The organism is Mesorhizobium sp. PL10, from assembly GCF_053714315.1.
Genome location: NZ_JBSKBR010000028.1, coordinates 22275 through 38838, shown reverse-complemented (window position 1 = coordinate 38838; position 16564 = coordinate 22275). Strand labels below are relative to the sequence as shown.

General features: G+C 62.3%; 20 protein-coding genes, 2 tRNA genes and 1 pseudogene. 9 read left to right on the top strand and 14 right to left on the bottom strand.

Features of this window, described 5'->3' with window-relative positions; all coding sequences use genetic code 11:
- Positions 1-15: 15 nt before the first annotated feature.
- The 11 genes from ACWGTO_RS28570 to ACWGTO_RS28520 form a co-directional block, all read right to left on the bottom strand.
- Positions 16-1203, bottom strand: coding sequence for a tyrosine-type recombinase/integrase (locus ACWGTO_RS28570; protein WP_454578129.1), 1188 nt, complete (start codon positions 1201-1203; stop codon positions 16-18).
- Positions 1204-1364: 161 nt separating this feature from the next.
- Positions 1365-1440, bottom strand: a tRNA-Phe gene (locus ACWGTO_RS28565).
- A 336-nt stretch (positions 1441-1776) separates the two neighbouring features.
- On the bottom strand, positions 1777-1968 hold the full coding sequence (gene yacG, locus ACWGTO_RS28560) for a DNA gyrase inhibitor YacG (protein ID WP_142869784.1): 192 nt from the start codon (positions 1966-1968) through the stop codon (positions 1777-1779).
- On the bottom strand, positions 1965-2591 hold the full coding sequence (locus ACWGTO_RS28555; protein ID WP_454578128.1) for a Maf-like protein: 627 nt from the start codon (positions 2589-2591) through the stop codon (positions 1965-1967). The genes yacG and ACWGTO_RS28555 overlap by 4 nt, the downstream gene beginning before the upstream one ends.
- A gap of 132 nt (positions 2592-2723) precedes the next feature.
- Positions 2724-2942: a translation initiation factor IF-1 gene (gene infA, locus ACWGTO_RS28550; RefSeq protein ID WP_006329283.1), complete on the bottom strand. Its 219-nt coding sequence runs from the start codon at positions 2940-2942 to the stop codon at positions 2724-2726.
- A gap of 185 nt (positions 2943-3127) precedes the next feature.
- Entirely contained in the window at positions 3128-3580 is a 453-nt protein-coding gene (locus ACWGTO_RS28545) for an arsenate-mycothiol transferase ArsC (RefSeq protein WP_454578127.1), read from the bottom strand.
- A gap of 124 nt (positions 3581-3704) precedes the next feature.
- A complete protein-coding gene (locus tag ACWGTO_RS28540; protein ID WP_454578126.1) occupies positions 3705-4190 on the bottom strand; it encodes a UPF0262 family protein in 486 nt (161 codons plus the stop codon).
- A 6-nt stretch (positions 4191-4196) separates the two neighbouring features.
- Complete coding sequence (hisD, locus tag ACWGTO_RS28535) at positions 4197-5489, bottom strand: histidinol dehydrogenase (protein WP_454578125.1); 1293 nt, start codon at positions 5487-5489, stop codon at positions 4197-4199.
- Positions 5490-5499: 10 nt separating this feature from the next.
- Entirely contained in the window at positions 5500-5934 is a 435-nt protein-coding gene (locus tag ACWGTO_RS28530; protein WP_454578124.1) for a DUF2948 family protein, read from the bottom strand.
- Positions 5935-6127: 193 nt separating this feature from the next.
- Positions 6128-7420 carry a UDP-N-acetylglucosamine 1-carboxyvinyltransferase gene (gene murA, locus ACWGTO_RS28525; protein ID WP_454578123.1) on the bottom strand — a complete coding sequence of 431 codons (1293 nt, stop codon included), beginning with the start codon at positions 7418-7420 and terminating at the stop codon, positions 6128-6130.
- 142 nt (positions 7421-7562) lie between these two features.
- Positions 7563-7805, bottom strand: coding sequence for a hypothetical protein (locus tag ACWGTO_RS28520; RefSeq protein ID WP_454578122.1), 243 nt, complete (start codon positions 7803-7805; stop codon positions 7563-7565).
- 172 nt (positions 7806-7977) lie between these two features.
- Here ACWGTO_RS28520 and ACWGTO_RS28515 point away from each other — a divergent pair.
- The 3 genes from ACWGTO_RS28515 (at position 7978) to ACWGTO_RS28505 (ending at position 8943) form a co-directional block, all read left to right on the top strand.
- A tRNA-Thr gene (locus ACWGTO_RS28515) sits at positions 7978-8052 on the top strand.
- A 152-nt stretch (positions 8053-8204) separates the two neighbouring features.
- Positions 8205-8498, top strand: coding sequence for a GYD domain-containing protein (locus ACWGTO_RS28510; protein WP_454578121.1), 294 nt, complete (start codon positions 8205-8207; stop codon positions 8496-8498).
- Positions 8499-8526: 28 nt separating this feature from the next.
- A complete protein-coding gene (locus tag ACWGTO_RS28505; RefSeq protein WP_454578120.1) occupies positions 8527-8943 on the top strand; it encodes a LysR substrate-binding domain-containing protein in 417 nt (138 codons plus the stop codon).
- Here the strand turns inward: ACWGTO_RS28505 and ACWGTO_RS28500 are convergent.
- Positions 8879-9355 (bottom strand): DUF6314 family protein, encoded by a 477-nt coding sequence (locus ACWGTO_RS28500; protein WP_454578119.1) that lies wholly within the window; start codon positions 9353-9355, stop codon positions 8879-8881. The genes ACWGTO_RS28505 and ACWGTO_RS28500 overlap by 65 nt on opposite strands.
- A gap of 424 nt (positions 9356-9779) precedes the next feature.
- On the opposite strand from ACWGTO_RS28500, the gene ACWGTO_RS28495 reads away from it, so the two are divergent.
- Both ACWGTO_RS28495 and ACWGTO_RS28490 read left to right on the top strand, forming a co-directional pair.
- Positions 9780-10304, top strand: coding sequence for a hypothetical protein (locus ACWGTO_RS28495; protein WP_454578118.1), 525 nt, complete (start codon positions 9780-9782; stop codon positions 10302-10304).
- A gap of 257 nt (positions 10305-10561) precedes the next feature.
- Positions 10562-10924 (top strand): hypothetical protein, encoded by a 363-nt coding sequence (locus tag ACWGTO_RS28490; RefSeq protein ID WP_454578117.1) that lies wholly within the window; start codon positions 10562-10564, stop codon positions 10922-10924.
- A 102-nt stretch (positions 10925-11026) separates the two neighbouring features.
- Here ACWGTO_RS28490 and ACWGTO_RS28485 read toward each other — a convergent pair whose 3' ends face one another.
- Positions 11027-11800, bottom strand: a complete 774-nt coding sequence (locus ACWGTO_RS28485; protein ID WP_454578116.1) for an SDR family NAD(P)-dependent oxidoreductase — start codon at positions 11798-11800, stop codon at positions 11027-11029.
- 326 nt (positions 11801-12126) lie between these two features.
- Between ACWGTO_RS28485 and ACWGTO_RS28480 the strand changes: the two are divergent.
- The 4 genes and pseudogenes from ACWGTO_RS28480 to ACWGTO_RS28465 all read left to right on the top strand — a co-directional run.
- Positions 12127-12339 (top strand): annotated as a pseudogene (locus ACWGTO_RS28480) (caspase family protein); the annotation flags it as partial.
- Positions 12340-12382: 43 nt separating this feature from the next.
- Positions 12383-12658 (top strand): hypothetical protein, encoded by a 276-nt coding sequence (locus ACWGTO_RS28475; protein WP_454578140.1) that lies wholly within the window; start codon positions 12383-12385, stop codon positions 12656-12658.
- A gap of 179 nt (positions 12659-12837) precedes the next feature.
- The gene (locus ACWGTO_RS28470; protein WP_454578115.1) at positions 12838-14232 is read left to right on the top strand and encodes a multicopper oxidase family protein; all 1395 of its coding nucleotides are present in this window, start codon (positions 12838-12840) and stop codon (positions 14230-14232) included.
- 152 nt (positions 14233-14384) lie between these two features.
- Positions 14385-15698, top strand: a complete 1314-nt coding sequence (locus ACWGTO_RS28465) for an NAD(P)H-dependent oxidoreductase (protein ID WP_454578114.1) — start codon at positions 14385-14387, stop codon at positions 15696-15698.
- 3 nt (positions 15699-15701) lie between these two features.
- Here ACWGTO_RS28465 and proC read toward each other — a convergent pair whose 3' ends face one another.
- Positions 15702-16517, bottom strand: coding sequence for a pyrroline-5-carboxylate reductase (proC, locus tag ACWGTO_RS28460; protein ID WP_454578113.1), 816 nt, complete (start codon positions 16515-16517; stop codon positions 15702-15704).
- Positions 16518-16564: the final 47 nt, after the last annotated feature.

Genomic DNA, 16564 nt, shown 5'->3' with positions numbered 1-16564 from the left:
GGAATGTGCGTACGACTAAGGGCCTGCCTTTAGTCCGTCTAACAAATCTCCCCACTCCTGCATCAGCATCACCCGCTGCTCCCAATAGGTGGCGCGGTTATAGGTCCGCCGGATGGCGTTCTTGTCCTGGTGCGCAAGGACCGCCTCAATTACGTCTGGGTCGTAGTTGCGGGCGTTGAGGATGGTGCTCGCTGTCACCCGGAAGCCATGGGCGGTTACTTCGTCCTTTCCATAACCCATTCGCCGCAGCGCGGCATTCATGGCGTTCTCGGAAAGCGGCCGCTTGGTCGAACGGATCGAAGGAAAGACCAAGCCGTTATGCTCAGAGAGCGGCCAGACCTCTTCCAAGACCAAAAGCGCCTGTTTGGATAGCGGCACGCTGTGCGGAGCACGCATCTTCATGCGCTCAGCCGGGATATGCCAGACAGCCTTCTCTCGATCGAACTCGTCGCGCGTGGCGCCTCGTATCTCGCCGGGACGGACACAGGTGAGAGCGATGAACTGAAGGGCGGCTTTAAGGGTAGGCCAGCCATCGTACTCATCGATCGCCGTGAGCAGGTGACCGAATTTCCTTTCGTCAATGATCGCAGAGCGACCATTGACTTTCGGTGGTTGGAGCGCGCCCCGGAGGTGCAGGGTCGGATCGACGTCTGCCCGCAAGGTGACAATGGCCAGCCGGAAGACGCTGCCGATTACGCCGCGCAAACGCCGCGCCGTCTCTCGCCGACCACTCTTTTCGACCTTGTGGAGGAGTTGGAAAATTTCGGCGGCAGTGATCTCTTTAATGGGACGCTTGGCGAGTGGGCTGGCCAGGTCTTCGAGAAGCCACTTGGTTTTGGCAACGGTGGCCCCTGCAGCGTTCCGTTCCTGCATCCGCGTGACATACTCTTCGGCGATCAGGCCGAAGGTGGTACGTGCTTCCGTGATAGCCGCAGTCTTCTCCTCCTTGCGTTTGTTGGAAGGGTTGATGCCGGCGACCAGCAGCCTCTTGGCGTCGTCGCGCTTTCCTCTCGCGTCGAGAAGCGACACCAACGGGTATTTTCCAAAGGAGAGGATGTTTTCCTTCTCCAAGTGGCGGTACCGCAATTGCCAGAGCTTGGAGCCGCTTTTTTGGACGAGGAGATAGAGCCCGTCGCCGTCAGCTAGGCGATACGGCTTGTCCTTTGGCTTGGCGTTCTTGCAAGCGAAGTCGGAGAGCGACATGGGTAACGGACCTTCTGGATAATGGGTAACGGCTGGATCGTTACCCACAAACCGATGCGTTGCAACAGTACGCGGCGGGTCACCATGAGCCGGAAAGACCGGCTAACCAATTGATTTACATCGACTAGTGGGATGCTATGAGAAGCCTTGGGAAGGCGAAATGGTGCCCAGAGGCGGATTCGAACCACCGACACGCGGATTTTCAGTCCGCTGCTCTACCAACTGAGCTATCTGGGCCTCGCCGGCAAACGAGATATCGCTGACCGGATTTCAGGAAAGCGCCCGCTGGCGCCCCTTGAAAGCGCGTGGGTTATAGCACGGGAATCCGGCCTGTCCAGCGCCTAAGCGCCGATTTTCCAGGGCAATTGTCGCAGACAAATACCGATGCTGGCAAAGCAACAATTGCGAAGGTCGACGCCGCCCATCATCCGCCTGCCGACACGTGCCCTTCGCCGTCGCTTCGGGCGTTCGTCGTTCGAAAAGCCAAGCAATTGGCTTTTTTGTCCGCTGCGCGGACCACGCCTCACCCCGTTAACGGGCGAAGGGGTTTGCCGCAACGCTGCCGCCCAAACCCTACTTCGGCTCGTCGCTCTCGTCCTCGTCATCGCGCGCGGTGATGACGTAGGCGCCCTTCAGCCAGCGGTTGAGGTCGATGTCCTTGCAGCGCGTCGAGCAGAACGGATAGGTCTCGCGCGCCGATGGCTTGCCGCATTCGGGGCAGGGGCGCTTCGGGCGCAGCGGCGTGACTTTGTCGTCCAGGCTCATGGCCGCGCGGTGTGCCAGTTGGTGTGGACCTTGAAGCCTTCACCGGAAAGCAGCGCCACCGTCTCGTAGAGCGGCAGGCCGACAATGTTGGTGTAGGAGCCGACCAGCTTGACGACGAAGGAGCCGGCCAGGCCCTGCACGGCGTAGCCGCCAGCCTTGCCGCGCCATTCGCCCGACGCGACATAGGCAGCGATCTCCTCGCGCGGCAGCCGCTTGAAGCGAACCCGGCTCTCGACCAGCCTTTGGCGCAGTTTGCCGCCCGGCGTAATCAGGCAGATGCCGGAATAGACCCGGTGCGAACGGCCCGAAAGCAGTCCAAGGCAATTGGCGGCGTCATCCAGCGTCTCGGCCTTGGGCAGGATGCGGCGGCCGACGGCGACCACCGTATCGGCAGACAGCACGAAGCCTGGCGCATAGTCTTCCTCGCTTTTCAGCGAGGCCAGCGCCTTCTCGGCCTTTTCCTTCGACAACCGTTTGGCCAGCGAGCGCGGATGTTCGGCGCGCAGCGGCGTTTCGTCGACATCGGCCGGCAGCACGCGGTCCGGCTCGATGCCGGCCTGCTGCAACAGCTCGATCCGGCGCGGTGAACCCGAGGCAAGCACCAGCTTCTGCAAACTGCTCATCGGAGCATGATGCCGAAAAGTGTGAAGCGGTTTTCGGACGACATCATGCTCCACTCTTTGATTTGGAGCCGGATTCAGATTTCAGGCCGACAGACCTGAAATCATCCGGATCCAGGGTTTTCCGGCAGGCTGTTACTTGAAACGGTAGGTGATGCGGCCCTTGGTCAGGTCATAGGGCGTCATCTCGACCAGGACCTTGTCGCCGGTCAGCACGCGGATGCGGTTCTTGCGCATGCGGCCGGCCGTATGGGCGATGATCTCGTGTTCGTTTTCGAGCTTCACCCTGAACATCGCGTTGGGCAACAATTCCGTCACGATACCCGGAAACTCGAGGACTTCTTCCTTCGGCATTCGATACCTTTGCTTGGATTGCAGTTCCGGCGTCCTGGAGCGCCCAGGCTGGAATTTCGGCGGAACCTATATGATAATCGTCCGCTTGTGAACACGCTTAGATCGCGTCATAAGCGACGCGACCCAAGCTTTTGTTTTATGCATGTCGTTGTCTCAAAACCGGGACCCCTTTTGAGCGACATGCATTAATCCGTCGCGTTTTTTGCTTCTGGAAGCAAAAATCGTCGGCTTATCCGCGCTTTCAGCCGTTCGCGCACGTCGCGATAGGCGGCCATGATCTGCTCTCGCCTGCCGCCGGCATCGGTCGGGTCGGGCATCGGCCAATATTCGACATCGACGGCAAGCGAGCGGGTGAGTTCGAGCGCGGCGTGATGGGCTTCCGGCGCCAGCGTGACGATCAGGTCGAAATAGTCGTCCTCGAGATCGTCCATTGAGCGTGGTTGACGCTCGCCCAGCATCAGCCCCTCTTCGGCGAGCACCGCATCGACAAACGGGTCGCGCTCGCCCCGGTGCACGCCGGCCGACGCGACAAAAGTGGCCGGTGGCAGCATGCGCCGCGCCAACTGCTCGGCCATCGGCGAGCGCACGGCGTTCATCCCGCACAAAAACAGGATAGAGCGGGGCGCCGCGGCCAGCACTAGAGCATGATCCCGAAAGGTGGAAACCGGTTTTCTCGGACAAAACGGGAACCGTTTTGTCCAGAGATCATGCTCCAACAAAGAGTCAGATCAGGATGGCGATTCAACGAAACGTCATCCTGATCTAACCCCGCCAGTGCAGCACGCAGACCAGCGTGAACAGCCGCCGCGCCGTGTCGAAGTCGATGTCGATCTTGCCGGCAAGCCGGTCCATCAGCGTCTGCGAGCCCTCATTGTGCAGGCCGCGCCGGCCCATGTCGATCGCCTCGATATGGCTCGGCGTCGACGAGCGGATGGCATCGTAGTAGCTTTCGCAGATCAAATAGTAGTCCTTGACGATGCGCCTGAGCGGCGTCAGCGAAAGAATGTGGGTGACGACGGCAGCACCGTCCTCGCGGGCGACTGCAAACACCAGCCGGGATTCGGCCAGCGACAGCTTCAAGCGGTAAGGCCCGGCGCCGTCATCATTGACCGGCTGAAAGCTGTTTTCCTCGATCAGGTCGAAGATCGCCACCGCGCGCTCATGTTCGACATCGGGCGTCGAACGGCCGATCGACTCGTCGAGCTCGACATCGATCAGTCTTGCGCGGGTTTGATCGCCGTCCGCCATGGCCGCCTACATGTTCAGCCGAATGGCGACGGAGCGGCCATGCGCGTCGAGCCCTTCCGCCTTGGCCAGCGCGATCGCCGCCGGCGCAAGTGCCCTGAGCTGCTCCGGCCCGAGCTTCAGGATCGAGGTGCGCTTGACGAAATCGAGCACCGACAGTCCCGACGAGAAGCGCGCCGAGCGAGCCGTCGGCAGCACGTGGTTGGAGCCGCCGACATAGTCGCCGATGACTTCGGGCGTATGGCGTCCAAGAAACACCGCACCGGCATTGCGCATCCTGGCCAGGAAACGCTCGGCATCGTCGATGGCAAGCTCGACATGTTCGGCGGCGATACGGTCGACCAGCGGCAGGGACGCCTCGATGGTCTCCACCAGGATCACCGCACCGAAATCGCGCCAGCTGGCGGCCGCCGTTTCAGCGCGGGGCAGGCTCTGCAACTGGCGCTCGACCGCCTGTTCAACGGCTTTGCCGAAGGCGGCATCGTCGGTGATCAGGATCGACTGCGCCGACACGTCGTGCTCGGCTTGGGCGAGCAAATCGGCAGCGATCCAGTCGGGATCGTTGGCGCCATCGGCCACCACCAGCACTTCCGACGGGCCTGCGATCATGTCGATGCCGACGGTGCCGAACACCTGGCGCTTGGCGGCGGCAACATAGGCATTGCCAGGCCCGACGATCTTGGCGACCGGCCGGATCGTCTCGGTGCCATAGGCAAGGGCGGCAATCGCCTGGGCGCCGCCGACGCGGTAGATTTCCGACACGCCAGCCATGTCGGCCGCCACCAGTACCAGCGGATTGATGACGCCGCCCGGCGCCGGCACGACGATGACGATGCGCTCAACGCCGGCCACCTTAGCCGGCACCGCATTCATCAGTACCGAGCTTGGATAGCTTGCCGTGCCGCCGGGCACATAGAGCCCGACCGCCTCGATCGCCGTCCAGCGCGAACCCAGCTCGACGCCGGCGGCATCGGTATAGCGATCGTCCTTGGGCATTTGCCGTTCGTGATGGGATCGGATGCGGTCATGAGCGAATTTCAGCGCCTCGACGGTCTCCAGATCGGCCGCTTTGTAGGCCTGTGCGATGTCGTCCTTGGAGACGGCGATGCCGAGCTGGCTCAAATCGGCCTTGTCGAACTTCAAGGTATAGTCGATCAGCGCCGCGTCGCCCTCGGCACGCACCCGCGCGATAATGCCGCGCACCGCAGTGTCGACGTCCTCCGACACCTCCCGCTTGGTGGTCAGGAAGGCCGAGAAGCGCTGCTCGAAACCGGCGTCGGACTGGCGGAGCGTGATGGCCATCGGCTGCGCTTTAGCCCCTGTGCACCGGACGCGAGGTGGCTTCCCAGGCGCCGCCTATGTCGGCAAGCCGCGCCTCGATACACTCGACATCAAGCATGATGGCGCCGGCGCCGGAAAAGATCAGCTCGACAATGCCGGCCGGCTTGCTGATCTCGACAAAGCTGATTGCCAGCAGCGACAGCACCTCGGCCGGGCGGTCGCGGGCAATGCCGCTGGTCTTGGCGCCGAGCACGCGGTCGAAATGCAGAACCGCCTGGCGCCGCTCATTGTGCTGGCTGAACAGGCCGGATTTCGCCTCCCAGACGAAGCGGTTCATGGTCAGCAGGAAACGCTTGGCCGACGGCAGGTATTCGAGGTCCGAAACCTTCATCACGGCGTCCTGGACATGGGCCGAGACAATGCTCAGGTCCTGATCGTCGAGCGCAATGAGTTTGAGGGCCGCCATGCCGAATGCACACCTGAAAGTTGGTTTCAGCCTCTGTTAGGCGGTCTTTCCGGTCCGTGCAACCGCGACACAAACTCAACCCGAGGCCAGCGCCTCGGGTTTTGGGGTACCGATTGGGAATGACGGCAGCATGAGCTTCGGTCATTCCAAACAGGAAGACCCTGTTTTGTCTGAACCGCCTGCCCTGTGGTCGTTACGCCGAAATCCGCTCGATCACCGCGCCGCAGTTGGACAGCTTTTCTTCCAGCCGCTCAAAACCGCGGTCGAGATGGTAGACGCGGTTGACCGTCGTCTCGCCTTCGGCCGCGAGGCCGGCGATGACCAGCGACACCGAGGCGCGCAAATCGGTCGCCATCACCGGCGCGCCCTTCAGCTTGGCGACGCCGTCGACGATCGCCGTCTGGCCGGAAAGCGTGATGTGGGCGCCGAGACGGGCCAGTTCCTGGACGTGCATGAAGCGGTTTTCGAAAATGGTCTCGGTGATGCGCGACTTGCCCTTGGCCATTGTCATCAGGCCCATGAACTGCGCCTGCAGATCGGTCGGGAAGGCCGGGAAGGGCGCTGTCGTCACGTCGACCGGCGCAATGCCGGCGCCGTTGCGCCTGACGCGGACGCCCGAATTGGTCGGCGTGATCTCGGTGCCAGTCTGGGCAATCACGTCCAGCGCGGTCTGCAGCAGTTCGGGGCGGGCGCCTTCCAGCACCACATCGCCGCCGGTCATGGCAACCGCCATGGCATAGGTGCCGGTCTCGATGCGGTCGGGGATGACGCGCACGCGCGCGCCCGACAGCGATTCGACGCCATCGATGGTGATCGTCGGCGTGCCAGCGCCGGAGATCTTGGCGCCCATGGCGTTGAGGCATTCAGCGAGGTTGACGATCTCGGGCTCGCAGGCGGCGTTTTCCAGCACCGTCTCGCCCTTGGCGAGCGCCGCCGCCATCATCAGGACATGGGTGGCGCCGACGGAGACTTTCGGGAAGACATAGCGGTTGCCGACAAGGCGGCCGTTCCTGGTCTTGGCCAGGACATAGCCGGTGTCGACATCGATGTCGGCGCCCAGCGCCTGCAGGCCTTCGAGGAACAGATCGACCGGGCGCGTGCCGATGGCGCAACCGCCGGGAAGTGACACTTTGGCCTCGCCCATGCGGGCCAGCAGCGGGCCGATCACCCAGAACGATGCCCGCATCTTCGACACCAGCTCGTAAGGCGCGGTCGTGTCGACGATGTTGCGGGCCGAGAAATTGATGGTGCGCGAATAGCCCTCATTCTGCTTTTCGCGGCGGCCGTTGACCGAATAGTCGACGCCGTGGTTGCCGAGGATGCGGATCAGCTGCTCGACATCGGCCAGATGCGGCACGTTTTCCAGTGTCAGCGTGTCGTCGGTGAGCAGCGACGCGATCATCAGCGGCAGGGCTGCGTTTTTCGCGCCCGAAATCGGAATGCTTCCGGCGAGCTTGTTGCCGCCGACAATTCTGATGCGATCCATGAGAGAATGTCCCCTCGGCCCGAAAGGCCGGTTTTCGTCAGTTTGAGTATCGGCCCGTCTAGACCATTGGCCGGCTTGGTTCAAGAAATAGGATTTCCTGCCCCTTTGGCCAAAGGTGGCGGCCCAGTGTGGCCGATATCGGTCAGTCTTTGTGCATTTTTTCAGCAGCCAGCAGCCCTTCCGGCTGCTTGTCGGCATCGCCGGTACGCTGCCTGTCAGCGTCGCCGGTGCGCTGCTTGTCAGCGTCGCCGGTGCGCCGCGAACGCGCCTGCGACTTGCGCTTCATGAGATTGGCGCGCAACTGCTCTGCCAGCCGGTCCTTGCGGTCCGTGCCGCCCTTTTTTGCCGGATCGGCCTTTTTCGGTGGAATTGTCTTGTCGTTCATCGTCCCGTCCCACCCGCGCCTGGCAGGCTTGCCGTTCAGGGCATGGCTAAGATGGCTAAGAAGGGATAGCTAGCATTGTGGCGCCGCCGTGTCAGCGAAACTTGTCTGGCAAAGCCTTTCACAGATGCCTTGCGCTTGACGGTTCGATATGGCAGAAGCCCCGCCATCAGCGGCTGCGGTAGCTCAGTGGTAGAGCACTCCCTTGGTAAGGGAGAGGTCGAGAGTTCAATCCTCTCTCGCAGCACCAGCCTATCGCCGTGAAATCATTGAAGCCCTTGATTTGCAAGGCATGGCCTTGCTTGCCTCAAGTGGTTCGCGCACCTGACTCGTGATATCGTAGTTCCGGGAGACGGCGGACGCGCCGTGAGTGCCCGCCCGCTCCCACCATGGGAGGAACAAATGGCTTATTACGTATTGCTGTCGAATTTCACAGATCAAGGTATCAAGAGCATAAAGGATACTCAGAAACGTGCTGAGGCCTTCAAGGCGATGGCCAACAAGAACGGCATCAAGGTTCACACCCTGTTGTGGACGCTTGGTCAACATGATGTTGTGGCGATTGCCGAAGCCGACGACGACATTGCTGCGACCGCACTAGCCTTATCGATCGCATCGCTAGGCAACATCAGGACTCAGACATTGAGAGCGTTCGACGCGGCGGATATGGCCAAGATAATGGCAAAGATGGTCTGACCGCCGCTGTGCTGCCTTGCGCAGACGATTGAAGCCGACCGCTGAGCCGAACGGCGGCAGGCCCGTCTGTTTTCCATTAAGCGAAACCCCGGCAGAGCCGGGGTTTCTATCGACAGGTGAGAGCTGGAATCTGGTCGACCGGCAAGGCCAAGCAACATCGGTGCGCATCAATCCAATCGTTCGCGCCAACAACGGCGATGTCCTGCGCGAGCTTGCCGCTCAAGGCCTCGCCATCGTGCTGGGCCTGTCATTCATTGTCGATGATGATATTGCCACCGGCCGACTGGTACCAATCTTGGAAGGATGGAGCATGACCGGCTTCAGCCTCGCGGCGATTTATCTCAGCCGGAAATTCCTGCCCGCGAAAGTCCGGGTCTTTATCAATTACCTGGAAGAGGTTTCGCGCGCCCAACATCCCCGGCATCAAGGCGATGGAACCGGCTGAAGCTAGCATAATTCTTGCGCGGGCCTTTGACCCGCCACGCCTCGGCCCATTCGTCCGGGCCGCGAAACAAGAAGCGCCCGGCATAGACATCGGCGCCGCAATGATGCTGGACGCTTTGCACTGCCTTCGACTCGAGCAGGATGAATTCGCTGCCGTCGGCACGAAGAATCCGGATCGAATGGTCGCGCCGCTCGAGCCGGTAGGCCCTGCTCGCCGGCATCGCATGAGCGCCGATTTGCATGACGCCGCGCTCGGTGAATGCATCGGCAGTGACGGCAGCGTTGCCGGTGAAATTGTATGTCGCACCGGCAACGGAATCGATGATCGTACGGCGGACCGTCCAGTCGCCGGCAAGGCTGTCGGCGATGCTGTTCCACGGCCTGGCGTCGGCGCCGGCCGCACCTTCGGTCAAATGGATGCGATCCACATCATACCCGTGACATACAGCGCTTCGCTTCGTGCGGGATAACACTAAAGGCCCGGACAGCGTCGGGCAAAGCCATTCGACCGTGACGTCTATCAGGCCACAAGACTGCCGGGTGGCTTCGTTTCATAAAGGCCGTCTGACAACAGACCCCAGCCCTGCACGGCGGCATGCAGGACGTGCCGCATCCGAATTCGTGGCCCGGTATTCAACGATCGCAAAGTCACTCCCGGCCGCCATGTCTTCGCTCCAGCCGGTGTGCGGCCAAAAGTTCTTGCTCTGGAGTGAACAAACTCACAGTCCGAAAGCAACATTTCTGTGTAGCAATCGCAATCGGCAACACATCATTGCCGACGCGCTCGAATTTATTGATGTCTTGAGCAACGATTTTTAACAGGGCGGGGAGGGTGAAATGGCCAAGAATTGGGAATTGAGGATTACGCGTACTGGTGAGCAGACCAGAGGCGTGAAGCGCAGAACAGTGGGCAAATATGAAGTCTTTCATGACGGTGTCAAAGTCGCCGGTCTTTCCGGAGTGACTGCCGAAACGAAAGGTCCAGGCGACAACAGCACTGCAGGTAACAATCGCTGTGTCGAGGCCGGCATCTATAATGTGTTCACCCAGGCCGGCGCCAAATATGTGACGATCGGCTACACGTCGAACGTCAACCCGGCGGCGCTCAAGCGCCCCGGCCTTTTGTTGCTGCCGACCGGCAAACGGGTCGGGATCCTCATGCATCCGGGCCGAGGCTTCCTGTCTTCGATCGGCTGCATCAACCCGGCGACCAAGCTTGCAACCGCCACCGACGACATCAACTTTGTCGACAGCCGCCAGCGCGTCATCGCCATCATCGATGACATGAAGGCGTTTCTTGGCGCGTCCTTCCCGGGCAGCAACGGCGTCAAGATCCCGAACGCGACGATCGTGATCAAGTAGGAACACCGCGCCGCGGCCGGCGGAGGTGACGATCATTATCCGACCTCCCGCTTTTCCGACCTCTGGCGCGTGGCGCCGGAGGTCATGCAACCCGAGGCGAGCAGCCCAACGGCCTCAGCGCCGCGTGGCCATTTCATCATCCTGACAAAAACGCGCAGACCGTCGTGTTACGGTGCCGATGGTGCTCGCCGCACCACATTGCGCCTGCCATTGCGTGAAGAGGAGATAGTGTCACGTCCAGGATCAATCGCCGCGCCTTGCTGTTTCAATCCGGTGGCGCCGTTGTCACGTCGACCATTGTGGCGAGAGCCGCCGTCGCAACGCCATCGCCACAAAGCCAGCAGTCGTCCAATCACCCGCAAGAGCTGATCGATACCCACCAAGCAGCTTACGTCGCGTTCGGCAAGGTCGTTCGCGACGTGCGCGCTAACCGCTCCGACCGTGAAAGAGCGAGCCGGGATGAGGAGAACGCGTTGCTGGCCATCTGCGCCTATCCCGCGGTTGAAGAAGGCGATCGCCTGGCCAAGGCTCGATATCTCCTGGAGATAGAGGCACGCGGCGAACTTGACCTTCCGGTGCATATGCAGACGCTTCTGCGTTCGACGATGCCGAACAGATAGAACCGGCGCGAAGGCCGCTTCTCAGCTGTGGGTCTGGTCGCCGTCCCCAATGGCGCCATCCATTCGGCCGGCGCGCCGGCGGCGCTTTTGACGTCGGGCGCTCTACGCTATCGACCAGCCGCCATCGACCAGAATGTTGGCGCCCGTGATCAGCGATGCCGCCGGCGAGGCCAGGAACACCACGGTTCCGGCGACGTCGATCGGGTCGCCGATGCGCCCGAGCGGGATGTGGCCCAGCACATGGGCGTGGAAATCCGGCTCGGCCAGCGAGGGCCGCGTGCCGTCAGTCCAGATGAAGGTCGGCGCCACGCTGTTGACGGCGATGCCGTGCTGCGCCCATTCCGCGGCCAGGCAGCGGGTCAGATGGTTTATCGCCGCCTTGCTCATGCAGTAGATGGCTTCGCCCTTCAGCGTCACCGTGCCGGCCTGCGAGCTGATGTTGATGATGCGCCCGCCTTTCTGCGCAATCATCAGCTTGGCCACCGCCTGGGTGGTGAAGAACGTGCCCTTGAGGTTGACGTTCACAGTCAAGTCGAAATCGTCCTCGGTGACATTCTCGGCCAGGTTTTCCGGCCCGAGCCCGACATTGTTGACCAGGACATCGATGCGGCCGAAAGCGGCATGCGCCTCGGCAACAGCCTTTCGCACCGTGGCGAGATCGGTCAGGTCCATTTCCACCGCCAGCGCTCGCCGGCCGATACGCTCGATCTCGGCAGTGAGTTCCGCCCCGTCGGCCTTGCTGCGGAGGCCCACGATCATGTCGGCGCCCGAGCCGGCGCAGGCCAATGCGCAGGCGCGGCCGATGCCACGCGAGGCGCCGGTGACCAGCACCACCTTGCCGGCAAGGTCGAATTTCGGGGTGTAATCCGTCGTCATCGCAAACCTCCCTGAAGAACCGCCGGGCCGGAATTGCAGTATCCGCCGGCCATGCTGAACAGTACCGGGTCGTAAGCCGAAAGCCAGCCAGCGCCGTGCGCATTACCCACGACAAGAACACAGCCCGCCCAAGGACTTGCCACGGGCCGGCCATCATGATGCCATCTCGCCTTAGGAAGATATCGCCGGGTTTGGGGCTAGAGGATGTTTTTTGGGCGAACAGCAGGTGCGATGGGGCGCACGTGCGCGGCGATAACCGCGGCACTGCTGCTGTGCCTGTGCACACTTCTCCCTGCGCTGGCTGAAGAGCCGAAGGCTCTGAAGGCGTGGCGCTCGTCATCGGCCAGTCCGACTATGAACATGTCGGCAAACTGCCCAATCCGGACAACGACGCCCGCGCCATCGAGGAGATGCTCGACAAGCTCGGCTTCGAGACCGATGTCGCCACCAATCGCGACGCGCGGAAATTGCGGCGCGATCTCGAAGGCTTCGTCGATGACGCCGAGGGCGCCGATGTCGCCATCATCTATTATTCGGGCCACGGCATCGAAGCCGGCGGCGAGAGTTATCTGGTCCCCATCGATGCCGACGTCTCATCGCTCGATGATCCTGCGCGAGGCGATCGTGGTGCAAAAGAAGATCAAGGCTGTGCCGGCTGTCGCCTTCACGCAGGACAGTCTGTGCGACGTGCTGGTCGATCTCGGCGCCGCCCGCAAGGACAAGGCGCTTGCCGAGGAAGCCATCTCCGCCTGTCAGGACGCGCTCGTCATCTTCCGCGAGCAGAAGATGGCTGATCTCGCCGCCGGCTCCGAAAAGAACCTCGCCGAAGCGCAGGCGTTGGTGGCCGAATTGCATTGAGACCCGAGCCGCGCATCGGGTGCGGATGAAGGGGGTGGCCACGCCGGCGTTCACAATGGTGCGCAAGCAAATGTCATCGCTCGCCATGGTATGACCGAGATGCGATATGCCAATATCCGCATTTGCGCCGGTCGCCGTCCCAGTCTAGGTCATGCGCAGTGTTTCAGTCGGAGCGCCTTATGACCGTACTCACCCGCCGCGGGCTTTTGAAAACGGCCGCGGCTGCCGGGGCGAGCGGCGTTGGGCTCGCAGCCATGGCCAGGCTCGGCGGCTGGGCCGCGGCCAGCCCGGAACCTGTGGTGCTCAAGACGGCAAAGATCCAGGCTAAGCTCATGGATGTCGACCAGACCCGCGATGTGCTGACGTATGGCGAAGCTGGAATGCCGCTGGTGCTGCGGATGAAAAAGGGCGAACCTTTCGCGGCACGCCTTGTCAACGGCATCGACGATCCGACGACGATCCACTGGCACGGCATCCGCGTCCCAAACAAGATGGACGGCGTCCCCTTCCTGGTTCAGCCTTACGTCTATGCCGGCGATCATTTCGACTACGCCTTCACCCCGCCCGACGCCGGCACTTTCTGGTATCACCCGCATTGCAACACGCTGGAGCAGATGGGCCATGGCCTGACCGGCGTGATCGTGGTCGAAAACCCCGGCGATCCGGCATTCGACGCCGAAGCGGTGGTCAATCTGCGTGACTGGCGTCTCGGCGACGACGCTCAGTTCATCCAGCAGTTTCGGCCGCGCGATGCCGCAAAGACCGGCACCTATGGCACGGTGCGCACCGCCAACTGGCTCGACCAGCCGCAATTCGACGCGCCGGCCGGCGGGCTGGTTCGGCTGCGGGTCGCGATCACCGATGTCACCCGCATCTACGCCTTTCGGGTCGAGGGCGCGGTATCGGCGGTCATCGCGCTCGACGGCAATCCGGTGCCGCAGCGTTTTGCGCCCGATGCCTTGCTGCTTGGACCGGGGCAGCGCATGGAACTCGCCATCCGCATGCCCGACCAGGAGGGCGCGATCGTCAGCCTGGGCGATGTCAGGGGCACCAAGCCGAAAACCCTGGCCACCTTGCGGGCGACAGGAAGTTCTCTCAAACGTGATGTGCGCGACCTGGCACCGCTGGAGGTCAATCCGATTGCGGAGGTCGATCTAGGTAGCGCTCAGCACATTGCCTTGTCGCTCAGTGCCACGGCAGAAAATGTGCCGAGCGACAGCATATGCGGCACGCTTGGCTACTCCTTCTGGGCGATCAACAAGGTGCCTTGGCCGGGCGATACGCCGGATCCGACAGCACCCTTGGCCGAACTGAAACTCGGCAAAAGCTATGTCGTCGATATGGAAAATCTGACGCCGCAATCGCATCCGATCCATCTGCATGGCATGAGCTTCAAGGTGCTGTCGTCCTCGACGCGCCAGGTTCAGCCTGTCATCTCCGACACCTATCTCATCCAGCCCAATGAGAAGGTGCAACTCGGCTTCGTCGCCGACAATCCGGGCGACTGGCTGCTGCACTGCCACATCATCGAGCACCAGAAAACCGGCATGACCAGCTACGTCAGAGTGGTTTGACGCGGTACCTGCTCATCCGGCGTCTGCGACGAGGGGAGCACGCTCGGCAGACCTTATTGTCGGAGAAATTGCCGCTGTCCTCCGGTTTCGTTGGCAAAGCAGGGCCGTTCCCTGCTATTCCCGCCTGCAAATCAATAACCACGGATTTCTGCATGACCAATGTCGCCCTGACCGGACTGGCCCGCGATCTCGCCAGGCGCGCCGCCGAAGGCCGCCCGGTGCGCATCGGCGTCATCGGCTCCGGCGAGATGGGCACCGACCTGGTCACGCAAGGCATGCTGATGCCAGGCATCTCGGTCTCGGCGATTTCCACCCGCCGTCCGCATACAGCCCGCGACGCTATCCGCATCGCCTATGGCGATGAGGCCATGGCGGTCGAGGCCGACGCCGCGTCGAAGGTCACCGCAGCGATCGAGGCCGGAAAAATCGCCATCACCTCGAACGAGATGCTGGTCACCAATCCGCTCATCGACGTTGTCATCGACGCCACCGGAAAACCCGGAGTCGCCGCCGATTTCGACCTGAAGGCGATGGAACACGGCAAGCACCTGGTGATGATGAATGTCGAGGCCGACGTCACCATTGGCTGTTATCTCAAGCAGCAGGCGGATCGGCTCGGCGTCGTTTATTCGGTCGGCGCCGGCGACGAACCGTCGAGCTGCATGGAGCTGATCGAGTTCGCTTCGGCGCTCGGCTACACCATCGTCTCCGCCGGCAAGGGCAAGAACAACCCGCTCAACCACGACGCGGCGCCGGACGACTATCGCGAGGAAGCGATCCGCCGCAACATGAACCCACGCATGCTGGTCGAGTTCGTCGACGGTTCGAAAACCATGGTCGAGATGTGCGCCATCGCCAACGCCACCGGCCTGGTGCCCGATGTGCCCGGCATGCACGGCCCGAAGGCCGACCGTGACCAGTTGGCCAAGGTACTGATACCGGGCGTCGATGGCGGTATCCTGTCAAAGAAGGGCGTGGTCGACTACACGATCGGCAAGGGCGTGGCGCCCGGCGTCTTCGTCATCGTCGAGGCGACGCATCCACGCATCGTCGAGCGCATGGACGATCTGCATATCGGTCACGGTCCCTATTACAGCTTCTTTAGGCCCTATCATCTGACGTCGCTGGAAGTGCCGCTGACCGCGGCCCGCATCATGCTCTACGGCCGGCCCGACATGGTGCCGCTGCCGAAGCCCGTCGCCGAAGTCTGCGCGGTCGCCAAGCGCGATCTCGCCGCCGGCGAGACCTTCGATGCCATCGGCGAAACCTGTTACCGGTCCTGGACCATGACCGTAGAAGATGCGCGCGGCAGTCGCGCCGTACCGGTCGGCCTGCTCGAAGGCGGCAAGGTGCTGAAGCCGGTCAGGAAAGGCGAGCTGCTGACCGCCGACAATGCCACGCCTGACCGGACGACCAAGCTGTTCGCCCTGCGCAAGTTGCAGGACGAGATGCTGTACGGCGGCTGAAGTCTACTTCCCGAGTTCAATCGACCGTAACCGCGCGGCTTCCACCGCTTCGGTCAGCAGTTTTGTCAGTCGCTCCTCACCCATCAACACGGCAAGTGCCGCGGCAGTCGTGCCGTTGGGGCTGGTGACCTGCTGGCGCAGCACGCCGGGCTCCTCGCCGCTTTCGGCGGCGAGCGCGGCGGCGCCATAGACGGTCTGCATGGCCAGCAGCCTGGCGGTCTCGGTCGGCAGCCCGGCCTTTTCGGCGGCAACCGTCAGCGCTTCGATGAAATGGAAGATGTAGGCCGGACCGGACCCCGAAACGGCCGTCACCGCATCCATCAGGTTCTCGTTGTCGATCGTCGTCACCACACCGCTCGCCGACAGCAGCTCGGCAACGAAACGCCTGACATCATCGGTAACCAGTGGATTGGAATAAACCACCATCATGCCCTTGCCGATCGCCGCCGGCGTGTTCGGCATGCAGCGGATGATGGGTGCGAGATGGCCGAGGATATGCTCGAACGTAGCGACCGGCGTACCTGCAGCGATGCTGACGAAGGTGGTCCTGCCATCGGCGAAACGCTTGTAGGCAGCGGTGACGTCGCGGATGACTTGCGGCTTCACGGCGATGACGACGAGGTCGGGCTCAGCGCCGGCGGGGATGCCGTTCGCGTCCGCGGCGGCACTGCAACCGAGGTGCTCGGCGCGTTTGCGCAGGTCCGCATTGGGCTCGACCACGAACACGGCTTGCGGCGCAAGCTTGCCGGATTTCAGCCAGCCGGCAAGCATGGCGTACCCCATATTGCCGCAGCCGGCGAGTACAAGCCTGATCGTCATTGAGAGCCCTCCGAGAAGGTTCTCCTTAGACGCTCGCAGCCGGGCGG